The following is a 16,868-nucleotide window of genomic DNA, read 5'->3' as shown; positions in this document are numbered from 1 at the left end:
TAGGCGGTCCGGTTATGGACGGGTTACAAGCCCACCGCTTAGCGGAAGCCCTCCTTCCCCTCCTCCGAGAAGGGCTTTCCGGGCTTCCCGAGGCGCTAAGGGCCCTTGGGGAAGGGCTTCGGGCCCACCGGGCCTACCTCTTCCGCCTGGAGGAGCGGGAGGGCCGATGGTACGCCTCCCAGCTCGCCGAGTGGGCGGGGGTGGGGGCCACACCACAGATCCAAAACCCCGCCCTGCAGGACCTGCCCATGGAAGAGGCGGGGTATGGCCGTTGGCTTCGGCTTTTCCGAGAGGACCGGGCGGTGGCCGGCCCCGTACGCGCCTTCCCCGAGTCCGAGCGGCCCCTCCTCGAGGCCCAGGAGATCCAAAGCCTCCTGGTGGTGCCCGTGCGGGTGGACGGGGCCCTTTGGGGCTTCCTGGGGGTGGACGACTGCCAGAGGGAGCGGAGTTTCGGCCCGGAAGAGGAGGCCTTCTTGAGGACGGTGGCCGAGGCCCTGGCCCGGGTCCTGGACCTCTTCGCCCGCCACCACTCCCTGGAAAGGCTCCTCGCCCAGACGTCCTTCCACCTGGCCCGCTTTGACCCCAGGGGCAGGCTCCTCTGGGCCAACGCCCCCTTTCGGGAAGCCTTCTCCCAACCCCCACCCCTCCCCCTGGCCCAGGCCCTGGCCCACCCCGGCCAGCCCCAGTCGGCCACCCTCCAGGGGTGGGAATGGACCCTCCTGGCCATCCCCGGGCCCGGGGGGGAGGTCCTCGAGGTCTTCGCCCTCGGCGTGGACGTGCGGGAGCGCCTCGAGGCCCAGGCGAGGGAGGCCCGCTGGAACGCCTTCCGCAAAAACCTCCTGCGGATCTACGAGACCCTCATGGCCGAGGGGCTTTCCGACTCCATCTTTGGGCTCATCCTCGAGGCCGCCCTGGACACCATCCCAAGCGCCCAGGCGGGGAGCGTCACCGTGCTCATGGAGGACGGCTACTACCACTTCGTGGCCGCCAAAGGGTACGACCTGGAGGCCCTGCGCCAGGTGCGCCTCCACCCCCTAGAACCCCTCTCCCTCACCGGCCACAAGGAGGCCCAGGTCTTCACCTGGAAGGAGCTGGAGCGCTTCAACCAGAGGCTAGACCCCAAGCGCCGGGAGGTGATGGAAAGGGCAGGCAGGACGCGGGAGATCCGGGCCATCCTCTCCGTGCCCGTCTACCTCGCCGGGGAGCGGAAGGCCTTCTTGTACCTGGACAACTTTGAACGGGAAGACGCCTTCGCCCCCCTGGACCTGGAGCTGGCCCAGGCCTTCGCCAGCCAGCTCGGCCTTCTCTTAAGGCGGCTTGAGCTGGAGGGCAGGCTCCACCACTTGGCCTACCACGACCCCCTCACGGGCCTGCCCAACCGCGTCTTCTTCCTGGAGAGGCTGGCCCAGGCCCTGAAGGAGAAGGCCTCCCAGCTGGCCGTCCTCTACCTGGACCTGGACGGCCTCAAGCTGGTGAACGACCTAGACGGCCACGCCGTTGGGGACGAGGCCATCCGGGTGGTGGCCGCGCGGCTCCAAGCCGCCCTCCGCCCCCGGGACCTGGTGGCCCGTCAAGGAGGGGACGAGTTTTTGGTGCTCCTCACCCACCTCAAAGGCCCCGAGGAGGCCACCGCCGTGGCGGAGCGGCTCCTGGAGGTGATGCGCCTCCCCCTTCCCGTGGGGGAGCGGGTCTACCACCTCACCACCTCCATCGGCCTGGCCCTGGGGGAAGAAGGGCTTCCCCCGGGGGAACTCCTGAAGCGGGCCGACCTCGCCCTCTACCGGGCCAAGGCCGAGGGGAAGAACCGCCTGGCCTTCTACGAGGCCCACCTTCAGGAGGGCCTGCGCCAGGAGATGGCCCTCCTAGAGGCCCTCCAGCAAGACCTGGAGCGGGGGGAAAACCTCTACCTAGCCTACCAGCCCATCGTGGACCTGAAGACGGGAGAGGAAGTGGCCAAAGAAGCCCTCCTCCGCTGGCCCCTGGCCCCCCCATCCACCTTCATCCCCCTGGCGGAGCGCCACCGCCTGATGCCCGCCCTTGGGGCCTTTGTCCTCCGCCAAGCCTGCCTCGCACGAAGCCGCCACGGCCTACCCGTGCACGTGAACGTGAGCCCCCAGGAACTCCTGGACCCGGGCTACCCCGCCCGGGTGGCGGCCATCCTGGAGGAGACGGGCTGCCCCCCGGAGGGCCTGGTCCTGGAGGTCACGGAAAGTGCCCTCATCCCCGACGAACGGGGGCGGGAGGCCAGCGAAAGCCTCCGCATCCTCCGAGGCCTGGGGGTGCGCATCTACCTGGACGACTTCGGCACGGGCTACTCCAGCCTGGAACGCCTGGCCTCCCTCCCCGTGAACGGGCTCAAGCTGGGCCAGGGCTTCACCCGGGCCCTGGGGAACCCCCCCAGACCCGACACCCCTCCTGCCCGGCTGGTGGCGGCCCTCTTGGCCTTGGCCCAGACCCTGGGCCTGGAGGCCATCGCGGAGGGCATTGAGGACGAGGCCACCTTGGCCTACCTGAGGGATCTGGGCTTCCGCCTAGGCCAAGGGTACCTCCTGGGCCGCCCCGTCCCCTAGAATGAGGGAGGCCCATGGGGCTAAACGGCGCCTGGAAAATCGCCCTCGTCTACGCCCTCTTCTCCCTCGCCTGGATCCTGGGAAGCGACCGGCTCTTCCTCCTCCTCTTCCCCGAACCCCAGGAGCTCACCCGCTGGCAGACGGGGAAGGGGCTTACCTTCGTCTTCCTCTCCAGCCTCCTGATCTACCTCCTCAGCCGGAGGGAAGCGCTGGCCGAAAGCGCGCGAAGAAAGGCCTTGGAGGCCTCGCAAAGGCGCCTCCACGCTCTGGTGGAAAACGGCCGCGAGCTCATCTACCTGATCAGCCCCCAGGGCCAGATCCTTTACGCCTCCCCCAACGTGGCCCAGGTGCTGGGGTACGACCCCCTGGGCTACACCCGCGAAACCTTGTTCATCCTGGACTTCGTCCACCCCGAGGACCGCCCCTACGCCGAGGCCGCCCTGGAGGGCCTCCTCCGCCACCCCGGGGAAACCCGGGAGTACCGCCTGCGCCTCCTGGACGCCTGGGGACGGGTGCGGGCGGTGCGGGTCTGGGGGAAGAACCTCCTGGAAGACCCTGCGGTCAGAGGGATCGTCATCAATGTTCACGACGAAACCGAGCTGGAAGAAGAGCGCGCCCGGCTAAAAGGTGTGCTGGAAGCCCTTCCGGGGGCAGTCTACCAGGTCCGGGTGGAGGAAGGCCAGGACCCCGCTTACGCCCCCTTGGTCTACGCCACCCCCAGGCAGGCATGGGAGGTTTTGGGCCACCCGGCGGAAGCCCTCCTAGAAGACCCCGCCTTTTTCTTCGCCAAGGTCCACCCGGAGGACCGGGCCAAGGTGGAGGAGGCTGTGCGCCGGGCCGTGGCCCACCCGGGAGAGGTCCAGATCGCCACCTACCGCTTCCTCCACGGGCAGAAGGGAACCTACGTCTGGCTCCGGGACACCCTGATCTACGACCCCGAAACCCGGCTCCTCACGGGCTACACCTACGATGTGAACCAGGAGGTAGCCTGGGAACGGACCCTAAGGGAGTCTGAGGCCCTCTTCCGCACCCTGGCGGAGACCGCCCCCGCCCTCATCCTGCTCTGGCAGCTGGAAGACCCCGAGGACCCCGCAAGCGCCCGCCTCACCTTCGCCAACCAGGAAGCCCTGCGCCTCACGGGCTACAGCCTGGAGGAGCTTCAGGCGAGGCCCATATGGGAGTTCGTCCACCCGGCGGACCGCGAGGCGGTGCGCGCCCGGGGCCTCGCCCGCCTAAGGGGGGAAACCCCTCCCACCCGCTACCCCTTCCGCATCCTCACCAAGGAGGGGGAGGTGCGCTGGCTGGACTACTCCGCCGCCCGGGTGGAGCTTGGAGGAAGGCCCGCCGTCCTCGGCGTGGGGCTGGACGTCACCGAGGCCAAGGAGCGGGAGAGGACCCTCGAGGCCTTCGCCCGGGTTTCCGTGGCCCTGCGGCAAAGCGAGGACCTCCAGGAGATGATGGAGCACGGCCTTCAGGCTACCCTCGCCGCCCTGGAGGCGGAGGCCGGAGCCATCCTCCTCTACGAGGGCACCCCTCCCCGGCTGGTGGCCCGCGCGGAGCGGGGCTGGATCCGGAATATCCCCCACGCCCCCACCCTTAAGGAGCCCAGCCTGGTGGCCCTGGCCCTGAAGGGAGAGGTGGTGGTGAGCCCAGACCTCAAAGGGGACCCCCGGGTCCGGGAAGCGGCCAGGCCCTATATCCCTGAGGGGTATAGCGGCCTTGCCCTTCCCGTCCTCGCCGGACGGTAAACCGTAGGAGCCCTCCTCCTGGCCTGGCCCCACCCCCGCCTCCCCACCCCAAAGGAGGTGGAGCGGGCCCAGGTCGTGGCCGAGGCCCTGGGCAACGCCGTGCGCCGGGCAAGCCTCCGGCACAAGCTCGCCCGCCGGGTGGAGCACCTGGAGGCCTTGCGGCAGGTGGACCAGGCCATCCTCGCCTCCTTGGACCTGGGCCCGAGCCTGGAAGTCCTCCTGGACAAGCTCTTCCTCCTTCCCCTGGACACCGCCGCCTTCTTCCTCTACGAGCCCCGGGAGAAGGCGCTCCGCCTCGCCGCCCACCGGGGCTTCCACACCCCAAGCCCAAGCCTCCCCCGAAGCCTCCTCCTCGGGCAAGGGCATGTGGGCCAAGCCGCCCTCACCGGGGAAAAAGTGGCGGTGGACGACCTTAGCCGGGAGCCGGGAAGCCACCCGGAGTTCACCCGCGAGGAGGGCCTGCTAGCGGAAAGGGCTTATCCCCTGCTTGCCCGAGGAAGGCTTCTCGGGGTGCTCGCCGCTTTCACCCGCAGGCCCTGGGACCTCACGGAGGAAGACGAGGCCTTCCTGGAGACCCTGGTGGGGCAGAGCACCCTGGCCCTGGACAGCCTGAAGGTCCTTCAAGACCTCCAGAAGAGCCAGCGGGAACTGGAGGCCGCCTACGAGCTCACCCTCTGGGGCTGGGCCAAGGCGGTGGAGCTCCGCGACCAGGAGACGGCGGGGCACACGGAGCGGGTCACCGCCCTCTCCTTGCGCCTGGCTGAGGTCCTGGGGGTGCCCGAAGAGGACCTGGACGACCTGAGGCGCGGGGCCATCCTCCACGACGTGGGCAAGATCGCCATCCCCGACAGCATCCTCTTAAAGCCCGGGCCCCTCACGGAGGAGGAGTGGGCGGTGATGAAAAAGCATCCCGTCTACGCCTACGAGTGGCTCTCCGGGATCCCCTTCCTCAAGAAGGCCCTGGAGATCCCCTACGCCCACCACGAACGCTGGGACGGCTCCGGCTACCCGAGGGGGCTAAGGGGCCTGGAGATCCCCCTCTCCGCCCGCATCTTCGCCGTGGTGGACGTGTACGACGCCCTCACCTCGGACCGGCCCTACCGCAAGGCCTGGCCCAAGGCGAAGGCCCTAGCCTACCTCCAGGAGCAGGCGGGCAGGCAGTTTGACCCCGAGGTGGTGGCGGCGTTTCTCAGGCTCATGGAAGAAGAGGAGAAGGCCTAGGCCTCCCAGGACCTGAGCCAACGCAAACGCTTCTCATTATCAAATCGCAAAATCCGACCGGAATACTTGACTTTATCTCCCCGGGGGGTTACCCTCCCTTTAGGTGATGCCTATGCCTTCCCTGGCCCATCTTCCCCCTGGCGCCCGCGCCCGCGTCCTGCGGGTTCCCCCCGAGCGCAGGCGGCTTCTGGCCCTGGGCCTTAGGCCCGGGGTCCTGGTGGAGGTCCTCCTCCAGGCCCCCCTGGGGGACCCCCTGGAGGTGCGGGCCGGGGACACCTTCTTGCTCCTGCGGCGGAGCGAGGCCAGCCAGGTTCTGGTGGAGGCCCTGGAGGAGGCGTGAGCTGCCCCCGTTGCGACCCTCCCGCAGCGGTCCTTAAGGCCGAGGAGCGCTGGGCCTTGGTGGGCAACCCCAACACGGGAAAAAGCTCCCTCGTCAACGCCCTGGCGGGGGCAAGCCTGGAGGTGGGCAACTGGCCCGGCACCACCCTGGAAAGGCTCTCGGCCCACCTCCGCCTGGGCGAGGCGCGGGTGGAGCTGGTGGACCTCCCCGGCACCTACAGCCTCCTTCCCACCTCCCCCGAGGAGGGCGTGGTGCTGAAAGAGCTCCTTCAGCACCCGCCGGACCGGCTCCTTTTGGTCCTGGACGGGAGCAACCTGGAGCGGAGCCTGGTCCTGGCCCTGGAGGCCATGGAGCTCGGTCTCCCCATGGCCTTGGTGGTGAACCTCCTGGACGAGGCTGAAGCCAAGGGCCTGGAGGTGGACCTGAAGGCCTTGGAAGAGGCCCTGGGCCTCCCCGTGGCGGGCGCCGTGGCCAGCCGGGGCCGGGTGGAAGGCGTCCTGGAAAAGGCCCTTCAGGCCCGCGTGCCCGAAGCCCCGGTGCGCTACCCCCCTCCCCTGGAGGAGGCCCTGGGCCGCCTCGAGCCCCTCATTCCCCGGGCCCTGGGCCTTTTGGCCCTCCTGGGGGAAGGGGTGCCCCTGCCGCCCGAGGCGCAAAAGCGGGCCGCCGAGGAGCGGGAAAGGCTTTTGGCGGAGGGGCCTGACCCCTACCTCCTGGCCCTCGAGGCCCGCTACCAAAAGGCCCAGGAGGTCTACCGGAAGGCCGTGCGCCGCAAAGAGGCCCCGCCCCCCCTCACGGAAAGGCTGGACCGCCTGGTCCTGCACCCCCTTTTGGGCCTTCCCCTCTTCCTCTTGGCCATGTTCCTGGCCTTCCGCTTCACCTTCGCCCTCTCCGCCCCCTGGGTGGACCTCATCGGCCGGGCCCAGGAGGTGCTTGCGGGCTGGAGCCTGGCCCTTCCCCTCCCCGCCCTCCTCCGCTCCTTTCTGGCGGAAGGGGTGGTAGCGGGGGTGGGCACGGTCCTCTCCTTCACCCCGGTCCTCTTCCTCCTCTACCTGGCCCTGGCCTTTCTGGAGACCTCCGGCTTCCTGGCCCGCATGGCCTTCGTGGCCGACCGCCTCATGCAGTGGGCGGGGCTTCCCGGCAAGGCCTTCATCCCCCTCGTCTTGGGCTTTGGCTGCAACGTGCCCGCCATCTACGCCACCCGCGCCCTCTCCCACCCCCTGGACCGCCTGCGGGTGGCCCTGGCCATCCCCTTCCTGGCCTGCGGGGCCAGGCTTCCCGTCTTCACCCTCTTCGCCTTCGCCTTCTTCCCCAAGCAGGCCCCCTTGGTGGTCTTCGGCCTCTACCTTCTGGGGCTAGGGATGGGCTTCCTCACCGCTTTCCTCCTGGGGAAGGCCCTTAGGGCCGGGACGGGGGAGGGCGCCATGGAACTTCCCCCATACCGCTTCCCTCCCCTAAGGCTCCTCCTCCGCCTCTCCCTAGCCCGCACCGGGAGCTTCGTGCGGGGGGCCGGGGGGCCCATCCTCCTGGCGGTCCTCCTCATCTGGGCCCTGCTCCACGTGCCCCTGGCCGGGTCCACCCCCTACGCCCTCCTGGCCCAGGCCCTCACCCCCCTCTTCCGGCCCCTCGGGCTGGAGGACTGGCGCCTGGTAGGGGCCCTCATCCCGGGCTTCGTGGCCAAGGAGGTGGTGGTGGGGGCTTTGGGGGTGAGCTTCCTCGGGGCCGAGGCCCTAAGCCCCCTGGGGCTTCTGGAAGGGCTTAGGCACCTCGGGGAAGGGCTTTTGCAGGCGGTGTGGGGCACGCTGCAGGGCCTCGCCGCCCTCTTTGCCCCCTTTAGCCTCCCCCTGGCCCACGAGCCCACCCCCCTGCAGGCGGCCCTGACCAAGGCCGTGACCCCCGCCGGGGCCTTGGCCTACCTGGTCTTCGTCCTCCTCTATACCCCTTGCGTGGCCACCCTCGCCGCCCTCCGGCAGGTGGTGGGGGGGCGGGTGGCCGCCCTTTCCGTGGGGTACCAGCTCCTCCTGGCCTACCTCCTGGCCTTGGCCGCATCCAGGGTTCTGCCGTGATCCAGGAAGCCCTCGCCCTCCTCGCCACCCCCAAGACCCCCTCCGAGCTGGCCCGGGCCTTGGGCCTTCGGCCGGAGACCGCCGAGCTCCTCCTGCGCCACCTCGAGGCCAAGGGCTACGCCCGCCCCCTAAACTGCGGGACCGCTTGCGGCCGCTGCGCCTTCAAGGAGCTCTGCGGGGACCCAGCCAAAGTCCACTGGGTGCGGGCCCCCTGAGGGTGGCCTTGGCCACCCTGGCCGGGAGGCGGACCGGGGAGAATGGGCCTATGCGCCCCCTGAAGGCCTTGTTCCCCCTTTTGCCCCTGGGCCTCGCCCTTTACGCCCTCCTCACCCGGGGCTCCCCCGTCCTCTGGGCCGAGCCCGTCCAGGCGGGGCCCGGGGCCCTGCAGGAGGCCTACACCCGGGCCCATCCCGCGGTCTTGGGCGTCGCGGACGGGGAGGGGACCCGGGGCACCGGGTTCTTCTACCGGGAAGGCCTCGTCCTCACCGCCTACCACGTGGTGGCGGAGGGGGGGCCCTTCCGGTTGGTCCTGGCGGACCGCACCCAGGCCGAGGCCCGGGTGGTGGGGTTCGCCGAGCCTCTGGACCTGGCCGTGCTCGCCACCCCGGCCAAGGCCCCCGCCCTCTTGCCCCTGGAGACGGCGAGGAGGCCCAAAACTGGGGAGCCCGTCCTCCACATCGGGAACGGCCGGGGCCAGTTCCTCGCCCCCCGGTACGGGCGGGTCACCGGCCTCGAGGCGAACCCCTCGGCCTTCCTGCCCCAAGGCCTGGTGGAGACCTCCCTACCCCTCGCCCCCGGGGACTCGGGGGGGCCGGTGCTGGACGCGGAAGGGCGGGTGCTGGGGGTGGCGGTGGCCATCGGCCAGACGGAGGAGGGCTTCCGCAGCTTCTTCACCCCCCTCTTCGGCCGGGGGGAGGCCCTCGCCGCCTTGGAGAGGGGGGAAAGGCGCTACTGGCCCTACCTGGGCCTCCGGGGCCCAAGGGCCCTCACGGCGGAGCTCGCCCGGGAGCTGGGCCTGCCCCCGGGCGGGGTGGTGGTGGGGGAGGTGGTGCCGGGGGGAAGCGCCCACCGGGCGGGGCTTAGGGGAGTGGAGTCGGGCGGGGTGCCGGACGTGATCCTCGAGGTGGACGGGGTGCCGGTGAACAGCTTTGAGGACCTCCTCCGCGAAGTGCGCAGGCACCAGGTGGGAGAAAGAATCCGTCTCACGGTGCGCCGGGAAAGCCGGGTCTTCCAGGTGGAAGCGGTCCTCGCCCCCTTCCCAGGACGCTAAAGGAAAAACCTCCCCCAGGCGCTTCCCAGGGGAGGCAGAAACCCCTGACCTAGGGACGCTGGAGCCAGAACTCGTACATCCCCGAGCCGCTATAGGCGTAGATGCGCCAGACGTAGTAGCCAGCGGTTCCGCTATAGCTGATGCTTTCCTCCGAAGTAGGTCCCGTAGAGCTGGCCACGGTCACCCAACGGGAGCCGTTCCAACGCCAGAGGTAGAGGTCAAAGTCCGCTCCGGCGGGGCCCCTAAGCCAGGCCCTATGGGTACCTGCAGGGCTGTAGTAGGAGGTACCGTTGGGTTGGAAGTCATAGTCGCCAGGACCGGAAAGGCTGCCCGTGTAGTAGCTGCAGTCGGTACATGGGGCTGTGGAACCACCCCCCGAGGAGAGCAGGGAGTAAAGGAGGCGGTTAGGGGACCCCGAACCGATCCCCGAAAGCCGCCCCGTAGTGGCCCCGTTGAGGATAGCGCCAGCAACGGCGGCCGGCGTGGCCGAAGGGTTTTGTTCTAGATACAAGGCAGCCACCCCGGCCACATGGGGGGTGGCCATGGAGGTGCCGCTGAGGGTCTGGGTGGCCGTGTCCGAGGTGTACCAGGCCGAGGGGATGGAAGCTCCAGGGGCGAAGAGGTCCACGCAACTACCGTAGTTGGAGAAGCTGGCACGGGCATCGGAAGATGTGGTGGCGCCCACGGTAAGGGCCTCGGCCACCCGGGCTGGGGAGTAGTTGCAGGCGTTGGCATTGTCGTTCCCCGCGGCCACAGCGTAGACCACCCCCGCGGCGATGGAGTTCTTCACGGCGTTGTCTAAGGCCGTGGAGGCTCCGCCTCCCAGGCTCATGTTGGCGACGGCCGGCTTGCGGTGGTTCTGGGTAACCCAGTCCACCCCGGCGATGACCCCAGAAGTGGAACCGGAACCGTTGCAGTCCAGGACGCGCACAGCATAGAGGTTGGCCGCCTTGGCTACTCCATAGGTCACCCCACCGATCGTCCCCGCCACGTGGGTGCCGTGGCCGTTACAGTCCTGGCCGTTTCCCCCTAGGGCGTCATAGCCCACCCGGGCTCGGCCGCCGAACTCCTGGTGGGCCGTGCGAATTCCGGTGTCAATCACATAGACGTTAACCCCCCTTCCCGTAGCGGTGTAGGTGTAGCTGTTGGAAAGGGGGAGGTCCCGTTGGTCAATCCGGTCCAGGCCCCAAGGAGCAGGGCTCTGGGTAGACCAAGCCCGCACCACCTTGTCCGCCTCTATGAACTCCACGTCGGGATTCTGCCTTAAGGTCTCTAAGGCCTGGGGCGCCATCACCGCCGCAAATCCCCGGAGAGCGCCCGTGTAGGCCTGGGTCACCGCCACCCCCTGAGGAGCCAGCCGTGCCTGCAGGGTTGTCAATCCACCTTGGAGCAGAGACTGACCCTTTCCCTTCTTAAAGACGACAATGTACTGGCCTGGGATAGCCTCAGGGTCATCCAGGCCATAGACGGGGGCCTCCTTGGGCCAGAAGGCCTCAGCTAAGGTAGGGGTTGGATCGGGCTTGGAAGCCATCTGGCAACCGCCCAAAAGGAAGGCCGCGAAAAGCCCTACCAGCCAGTAAGTCTTCCTCATACGCTCCTCCGCGGTTTTAACGAGGGCAATCTATCCCAAGAATGCCCAGGCGTCAAGGAAACTTTTATTCGGTCATCCTCCATTCTTATGCACAAGCTCCCGGTAGGCGGGCACCCCAGGCATCCCCTCCGCCAGGAGCACCCCCCGGGCGATGGCCCGGGAAAGCGCATCGGCGGCGTAGGCCCCGAGGCGGAGGAGGAGGGGAAACCCCACCCCCCCTCCCTCGCCCAGGGCCAGGGCGAAGACCAGGTCCCCGTCCAAAGGGGTGTGGGCGGGGCGGAGGGCCCGGGCGAGGCCGTCTTGGGCCATGACGGCGAGCCTCTTGGCCTGGGCCTTGGTGAGGGGGGCGTCCGTGGCCACCACCGCCAGGGTGGTGTGCTGGCCGAGGAGGAAGGGATAGCGGTAGTCCTCGAGGCTTCCCCGGTAGCGGGAGAGGTCGGGAAGAAGCGCCCGCTCCTCCGGGGCGAGGAGGCCCTCGGCGTAGAGCCTCCCCGTGAGGGGGTCAAAGGGGCGGCCGAGGCTGTTCACCGCGGCGAGGGCCACCACCCTAAACCCCTCCTCCAGGAGGTAGCCCGCAAGGCCAAACCCCCCCTTCACCCCGCCCGCCACGGCCCCCGTGCCCGCCCCCACGCTCCCCTCGGCCACCCCGCCCCCTGCGGCCAAGCAGGCCCCATACCCCGCCTCCGCCCCCGGGGGGCGGAAGACCTCCCCCCGCCCCAGGTCGTAAAGCACCGCGGCGGGCACGATGGGCACCAGACCTGCGGGCGTGGGGAAGCCCTTTCCCCGCTCCCGGAGGTAGCGCACCACCCCGTCCGCGGCGGCGAGGCCCAAGGCGCTTCCCCCGGTGAGGAGGACCGCCTGGACCCGCTCCACGGTGTTCTCGGGGGCGAGGAGGTCCGTCTCCCGGGTCCCCGGGGCCGCCCCCCGCACGTCCACCGCCGCCACCGCCCCCTCTTCCACCAGGACCACGGTGCACCCGGTGCGGGCCTCCCGGTCCGTGAAGTGGCCCACCCGAAGCCCGGGAAGGAGGGCCCTTTCCCCCCAAAGCGCTTCCGCCATGCGCCCAGTATGGGGTAGGCTAAGGGCCAGAGCAAGGAGGCGCCATGTGGGAATACCTCATCCACGGCGAACCCACGCCCAGGCTCAGGCCTTTTTTGGAGGGCGTCGGCAAGGCCCTCGAGGCCCAGGGCTTCCGCCATAACCCCGAGTCCGAAGCCCCGAACCTCGTCCTCAACGCCATCACCCCGGAAAACCCCAAACCCTACCGCCGCAGGGCCCAGGCCACCTTCGTGGCCTCGGTCCTGGAGCTTCCCGAGTTCCCCCAAGACCCCTTGCGGGAGCTTTACCCCTACCTCGTCCGGGCGCTTTCCAACGTCCTTTTGGCCTACGTGCCGGGCCAGGGCGTCAAGTTCCTCACCCTGGAGCTCGGCCACTACGGGGAGCCCGAGGGGGAGGGGTTCTACGAGCGGGTGGCGGCCCGCCTAAGGCCCATCGCCTGCAGCCGACTCGTCATCAACAACGTCTTTGAGCCGGACCTCGAGCCCGAGCTCTGGCAGGGGGACGAGCTCACGGAGAGCATGTACCGGGCGGGGAAGAAGCTGAAGGAGTGGGACCTCCTCCCCGCCCCCTTCCCCATTGAGGAGATCCTCTCCCCCGAGGACCTGAGGCACGTGAAGAGGCTTTATGGCATCGGGGGGCTCTCCTACGGCAACCTCTCCGTGCGCAAGGACGAGAAGCGCTTCTGGATGTCGGCAAGCGGGGTGGACAAGGCGAACCTCCGGGAGATCGGCCGGGACATCCTCATGGTCAAAGACTACGACCCCAAGAGGAACGCCATCCTCCTCTCCGTCCCCCCCCACGTGGAGCCGAGGCGGGTGAGCGTGGACGCCATTGAGCACTGGATGATCTACCGGGAGCACCCCGAGGTGGGGGCCATCCTCCACGTGCACGCCTGGATGGAGGGCGTGCCCGCCACCGCCTTCAACTACCCCTGCGGCACGTATGAACTCGCCCAGGCGGTGGCGGAGAAGGTGCGCCAAGCCCCCGACCCCGCCCGGGCCGTGGTGGGCCTTAAGAACCACGGCCTCACCATCACCGGAAGAAGCCTGGACGAGATCCTGGAGCGCATAGAGGGCAAGCTCATCCGCACCGTGCCCATGGCATGAAGGCCCTCCTCTACACCCCCTCCCTCCCCCGCTTCTTCGGGGCAAGGCTTCTCGGCAAACGCTTTCCCAAGGGGCTCCTCCCCCTCAGGCTCGCCGAGGTCCACCTCCCCGAACGGGAAGGCTTCCTGCGGGTCCGGGTGCGCCTAAGCGGCGTCTGCGGCTCGGACCTCGCCCTCCTCTACGGGAAAAGCCCCCCCTCCCTAAGCCCCTTCTTCTCCTTCCCCGCGGTGCTGGGCCACGAGATCCTGGGGGAGGTGGAGGGGGCGCTGGTGGCGGTGAACCCCCTCCTCGCCTGCGCCGACCGGGGGCTTCCCCCCTGCCCCAGGTGCCAGGAGGGGGAGGAGGGGCTTTGCCAGAACGTGGCCGAGGGCCCCTTGGCCCCCGGGATGCTGGGCTACAACCGGGACCTCCCCGGGGGATGGGGGGAGTGGGTCCTGGCCCGGCCCGAAAGGCTCTACCCCATCCCCCCAGGCGTCCCCGAGGAAAGGGCCGTCTTCGCCGAGCCCCTGGCGGTGGTCCTAAGGGGCCTGAAGAAGCTCAGGCCCTGGCCCGAGGAGGTCCTGGTCCTGGGGATGGGCACCATCGGCCTCCTCGCGGTGAGGCTCCTCAGGGCCTTGGGCTACGGGGGAAGGCTTCTCGCCGTGGCCAAGTACCCCCACCAGGCGGAAAGGGCCAAGGCCTTCGGGGCGGACGGGGTCTACGGGAGCGCGAAGGAGGCCCTTTGGGCGCGGGCCCGGCGCTACCGCTACCTCCTCTTTGAGGGCCATAGGGGCGGGTACGAGGCGGTGGTGGAGGCCTCGGGAAGCGGCCGGGGCTTCCGGGAGGCCCTCGCCCTCGCCCGGGAAGGGGGGAAGGTGCTCCTCCTGGGGGCGCCGGGGCTTGAGCTGGTGGACCTCTCCCCCTTCTGGTTCAAGGAGGTGGCCCTTTGGGGAAGCTACACCTACACCCGGGAGGAGTTCCGGGAGGCGGTGGGGCTTCTCCCGGAGCTCGAGGGCCTGGAAAGCCTGGTGGGGGGCGTCTTCCCCCTGGAGGCCTGGCCCGAGGCCCTGGGGGCGAAGGGCAAGGCCCTCTTCCGGCCAAATGTGCCCTAGGAGGGTGTGCCCCCCGGGCCAGGGGGGGTATACTCCCGGGAAACCCCGGGAGGCGGCATGGCTTGGGACGAGGCACCCTTTTTGGAGGCGGGGGAGAAGCTCAGGGGGCTCCTCAAGGAGGTCAAGCGGGTCATCGTGGGCCAGGACCAGCTTCTGGAGCGGATGCTGGTGGCCCTCCTGGCCCGGGGCCACCTCCTCATTGAGGGGGTTCCGGGCCTCGCCAAGACCCTGGCGGTGAAGACCCTGGCCGAGGCCCTGGGGGGAAGCTTCAAGCGCATCCAGTTCACCCCCGACCTGGTGCCCGCAGACCTCCTCGGCACCCGGGTCTACAACCCCAAGGACGGGGAGTTCCGCACCGAGCTCGGCCCCATCTTCGCCCACCTCCTCCTGGCGGACGAGATCAACCGCGCCCCCGCCAAGGTGCAGTCGGCCCTCCTCGAGGCCATGCAGGAGCGGCAGGTGACCCTGGGCAAGGAGACCTACCCCCTGCCCCGGCCCTTCCTCGTCCTCGCCACGCAGAACCCCATTGAGAGCGAGGGCACCTACCCCCTTCCCGAGGCCCAGCTGGACCGCTTCCTCCTCAAGGTGGTGGTGGACTACCCCGCCTTTCACGAGGAGCTGGAGATCGTGCGCCGCATGACCACGGGGGAGGAGATCCGGGTAGCAAAGGCCCTCTCCCTGGAGGAGCTTCTGGAGCTTTCCCGCCTCGCCGACCGGGTCTACGTCCACCCCAAGGTGGCGGAGCACGCCGTGGCCCTGGTGCAGGCCACCCGGGACCTGGAAAAGGTAGGCCTGAAGGAGCTCAGGCCCTACGTGGCCTTCGGGGCAAGCCCTAGGGCCTCCTTAGCCCTGGTCCAGGGGGCCAAGGCCTTGGCCCTGGTGCGGGGACGGGCCCACGCCCTCCCCGAGGACGTGCGGGACCTCTTTTTGGACGCCCTCCGCCACCGCCTCGTCCTCTCCTACCAAGCCCTGGCGGAGGGCGTGGACCAGGAGGCCATCCTCAAGGCCGTCCTGGACCGCTTCCCCCCGCCCTTCGTGCCCCTGCATGACCCCTATGGAGACGCCCGAAGCCCTCTTGGCCCGCCTGGAGCTTGAGGTGGTGCGTCCCCTGGACGGGTTCCTCTTCGGGGACTACCGGGGGGTGTTCTACGGCAAGAGCCTGGAGCTGGCGGAGATTTCCCCCTACGCCCCCGGGGACGAGGCGGAGCGCATAGACTGGCCCGCCACCGCCCGCACGGGGGAGCTCCACGTGCGCCGCTTCCGGGAGGAGCGGGAGCTCACCCTGTGGCTCTACCTTGACGGAAGCCCCTCCATGCGCTTTGGCAGCAGGCGGCGGGAGAAGTACGCCCTGGCCCTGGAGCTCGCCCTCTCTGCGGCCTACATCGCCCTAAGGCACGGGAACCGGGTGGGGGCCCTCCTCCCCACGGGCCTCCTCCCCCCCCGGGGCGGGAAGGCCCAGGCCCTGCTCCTCGCCCGGGAGGGGCTGAGGCCGGGGACGGGCCTCCCCTTGGGGGAGGGGCTTGGCCTCCTCGGGCGCCTGGCCCGGAAGCGGAGCCTGGTCCTGGTCCTCTCGGACTTCCTGGACCCCTTTTACGCCCCCCTTTCCCGCCTCGCCGCCCGCCACGACGTGGTGGCGGTGCTGGTGGAAGACCCCTGGGAGCGGGCCCTGCCCGAGGTGGGGGTGATGGCCTTCTTTGACCCGGAAACGGGCGAGGCCCTGGAGGTGAACGCCCTGGACGGGAGGGTGCGGGAGGCCTACGCCAGGCGGGCCGAGGCCCTGAGGCGGGCCCGGATGGGGGAAATCCGCCGGGCGGGGGCCGACCCCCTCCTGGCCTCCACGGAGATGGACCTCGTGCCCCTGCTCTTGGAGCTTGTAAGGAGGCGAAGGTGGCCTTCAAGAGCCCGGAAGGCCTTCTCCTAGGGGCCGCCCTCTTGGGGCTTGGCCTCCTCGCCCTTCTCCTCGGGGAGAGGCGGGGGCAAAGGAGGCTCCAAGGGGCCCTGGACCGGGCCTTCCTCCCCAAGAAGGGCCCCCTTCCCCTCCCCTACCTCCTGGCCCTCCCCCTCCTCCTCCTGGCGGCGGGCCAACCCGAGGCGAGCCTCCCCTGGCGGGAGAACCTGACCCGGGCGGTGCTGGTGGTGGACACCAGCCACTCCATGGCCGCAGACGACGAGGCCCCAAGCCGCCTGGAGAAGGCCAAGGCCCTGGCCCAAGCCTTCCTGAAGGGCCTGGACCCCTCGGTGGGGGTGGGGCTCGTGAGCTTCGGGCCCCAGGCGGTGCTGGTCCTCGCCCCCACCACGGACCGGAAGGCCCTCCTCGAGGCCCTGGAAGGCCTGAGGCCCGGGGGCGTCTCCCCCTTGGGGAACGGCCTCCTCCAGGCCAAGCGCCTCCTGAGGCCCGAGGGCGCGGAGCGCGACCTCCCCGAAAGCCCTCCCCCCGCCCTCCTCCTCCTCCTCTCCGACGGGGCCGCCAACGCCGGGCAAGACCCCCTGGAGGCGGCCGCCGAGCTCGCCCGGGCGGGGCTTCCCGTCTTCGTCCGCCCCCTGGGGGACCCAAGGGGGGCGGTGAGCCGCATCGGGGAAGGCCTCTTCTTCGTGCCCACGGACCCCTTGCGCCTCCTGCGCCTGGCCCAGGCCACGGGAGGGGAGGTGTTACAGGAGGACTTCCGCCCCCTGTACCGGGCCCTTAGGCCCCACTACGTCTGGCGGCAAAGCCCCAGGGACCTCGCCCAAGGCCTGGTGGTGGGGGGCTTCCTCCTCCTCGCCTTCGGGGCCTACCTCAACCTCGCCCGGGAAGGGAGGTGGCCGTGAG

The 16,868-nt window shown here is 69.8% G+C and carries 12 protein-coding genes and 1 pseudogene; 11 read left to right on the top strand and 2 right to left on the bottom strand.

Features of this window, described 5'->3' with window-relative positions; translation table 11 throughout:
* The first annotated feature begins 14 nt into the window (after window positions 1-14).
* The 6 genes and pseudogenes from BLP62_RS01910 to BLP62_RS01885 all read left to right on the top strand — a co-directional run bounded on the left by BLP62_RS01910 (window position 15) and on the right by BLP62_RS01885 (window position 9,212).
* Window positions 15-2,570, top strand: a complete 2,556-nt coding sequence (locus tag BLP62_RS01910; protein WP_093005306.1) for a bifunctional diguanylate cyclase/phosphodiesterase — start codon at window positions 15-17, stop codon at window positions 2,568-2,570.
* A gap of 14 nt (window positions 2,571-2,584) precedes the next feature.
* Window positions 2,585-5,539 (top strand): annotated as a pseudogene (locus tag BLP62_RS14490) (HD domain-containing phosphohydrolase).
* A gap of 112 nt (window positions 5,540-5,651) precedes the next feature.
* Window positions 5,652-5,879 (top strand): FeoA family protein, encoded by a 228-nt coding sequence (locus tag BLP62_RS01900; RefSeq protein ID WP_093005304.1) that lies wholly within the window; start codon window positions 5,652-5,654, stop codon window positions 5,877-5,879.
* Window positions 5,876-7,942: a ferrous iron transport protein B gene (feoB, locus tag BLP62_RS01895; RefSeq protein WP_093005302.1), complete on the top strand. Its 2,067-nt coding sequence runs from the start codon at window positions 5,876-5,878 to the stop codon at window positions 7,940-7,942. Before BLP62_RS01900 ends, feoB begins: the two co-directional genes overlap by 4 nt.
* Window positions 7,939-8,157 (top strand): LexA family transcriptional regulator, encoded by a 219-nt coding sequence (locus BLP62_RS01890; RefSeq protein WP_241374117.1) that lies wholly within the window; start codon window positions 7,939-7,941, stop codon window positions 8,155-8,157. The genes feoB and BLP62_RS01890 overlap by 4 nt, the downstream gene beginning before the upstream one ends.
* A gap of 50 nt (window positions 8,158-8,207) precedes the next feature.
* Window positions 8,208-9,212, top strand: coding sequence for a S1C family serine protease (locus BLP62_RS01885; protein WP_093005300.1), 1,005 nt, complete (start codon window positions 8,208-8,210; stop codon window positions 9,210-9,212).
* Between the two features lie 49 nt (window positions 9,213-9,261).
* Here the strand turns inward: BLP62_RS01885 and BLP62_RS01880 are convergent, their stop codons facing one another.
* Both BLP62_RS01880 and BLP62_RS01875 read right to left on the bottom strand, forming a co-directional pair.
* Window positions 9,262-10,803, bottom strand: coding sequence for a S8 family peptidase (locus BLP62_RS01880; RefSeq protein WP_093005298.1), 1,542 nt, complete (start codon window positions 10,801-10,803; stop codon window positions 9,262-9,264).
* Between the two features lie 72 nt (window positions 10,804-10,875).
* Window positions 10,876-11,862: a P1 family peptidase gene (locus tag BLP62_RS01875; RefSeq protein ID WP_093005296.1), complete on the bottom strand. Its 987-nt coding sequence runs from the start codon at window positions 11,860-11,862 to the stop codon at window positions 10,876-10,878.
* Between the two features lie 44 nt (window positions 11,863-11,906).
* On the opposite strand from BLP62_RS01875, the gene BLP62_RS01870 reads away from it, so the two are divergent.
* The 5 genes from BLP62_RS01870 to BLP62_RS01850 are packed head-to-tail and all read left to right on the top strand — an operon-like array spanning window position 11,907 to window position 16,867.
* On the top strand, window positions 11,907-12,968 hold the full coding sequence (locus tag BLP62_RS01870) for a class II aldolase/adducin family protein (protein ID WP_093005294.1): 1,062 nt from the start codon (window positions 11,907-11,909) through the stop codon (window positions 12,966-12,968).
* Window positions 12,965-14,059 (top strand): zinc-dependent alcohol dehydrogenase, encoded by a 1,095-nt coding sequence (locus BLP62_RS01865; RefSeq protein ID WP_093005292.1) that lies wholly within the window; start codon window positions 12,965-12,967, stop codon window positions 14,057-14,059. The genes BLP62_RS01870 and BLP62_RS01865 overlap by 4 nt, the downstream gene beginning before the upstream one ends.
* Before the next feature lie 57 nt (window positions 14,060-14,116).
* A complete protein-coding gene (locus BLP62_RS01860) occupies window positions 14,117-15,154 on the top strand; it encodes an AAA family ATPase (RefSeq protein WP_093005290.1) in 1,038 nt (345 codons plus the stop codon).
* Window positions 15,114-15,980 carry a DUF58 domain-containing protein gene (locus BLP62_RS01855; RefSeq protein ID WP_093005288.1) on the top strand — a complete coding sequence of 289 codons (867 nt, stop codon included), beginning with the start codon at window positions 15,114-15,116 and terminating at the stop codon, window positions 15,978-15,980. Before BLP62_RS01860 ends, BLP62_RS01855 begins: the two co-directional genes overlap by 41 nt.
* Entirely contained in the window at window positions 15,947-16,867 is a 921-nt protein-coding gene (locus tag BLP62_RS01850; RefSeq protein ID WP_093005286.1) for a vWA domain-containing protein, read from the top strand. Before BLP62_RS01855 ends, BLP62_RS01850 begins: the two co-directional genes overlap by 34 nt.
* Window position 16,868: the final 1 nt, after the last annotated feature.

This window comes from Thermus arciformis (assembly GCF_900102145.1).
In the GTDB taxonomy this organism is placed as follows: domain Bacteria; phylum Deinococcota; class Deinococci; order Deinococcales; family Thermaceae; genus Thermus; species Thermus arciformis.
The sequence above is the reverse complement of the archived record's forward strand: the minus strand, read 5'-3'. Positions and strand labels throughout refer to the sequence as shown.

Coding starts and splice junctions, on each gene's coding strand:
- BLP62_RS01870 (WP_093005294.1), top strand. CDS start 11,907: ATGTGGGAATACCTCATCCACGGCGAACCCACGCCCAGGCTCAGGCCT.
- BLP62_RS01855 (WP_093005288.1), top strand. CDS start 15,114: ATGGAGACGCCCGAAGCCCTCTTGGCCCGCCTGGAGCTTGAGGTGGTG.
- BLP62_RS01860 (WP_093005290.1), top strand. CDS start 14,117: ATGGCTTGGGACGAGGCACCCTTTTTGGAGGCGGGGGAGAAGCTCAGG.
- BLP62_RS01885 (WP_093005300.1), top strand. CDS start 8,208: ATGCGCCCCCTGAAGGCCTTGTTCCCCCTTTTGCCCCTGGGCCTCGCC.
- BLP62_RS01910 (WP_093005306.1), top strand. CDS start 15: ATGGACGGGTTACAAGCCCACCGCTTAGCGGAAGCCCTCCTTCCCCTC.
- BLP62_RS01900 (WP_093005304.1), top strand. CDS start 5,652: ATGCCTTCCCTGGCCCATCTTCCCCCTGGCGCCCGCGCCCGCGTCCTG.
- BLP62_RS01875 (WP_093005296.1), bottom strand. CDS start 11,862: ATGGCGGAAGCGCTTTGGGGGGAAAGGGCCCTCCTTCCCGGGCTTCGG.
- BLP62_RS01880 (WP_093005298.1), bottom strand. CDS start 10,803: ATGAGGAAGACTTACTGGCTGGTAGGGCTTTTCGCGGCCTTCCTTTTG.
- BLP62_RS01865 (WP_093005292.1), top strand. CDS start 12,965: ATGAAGGCCCTCCTCTACACCCCCTCCCTCCCCCGCTTCTTCGGGGCA.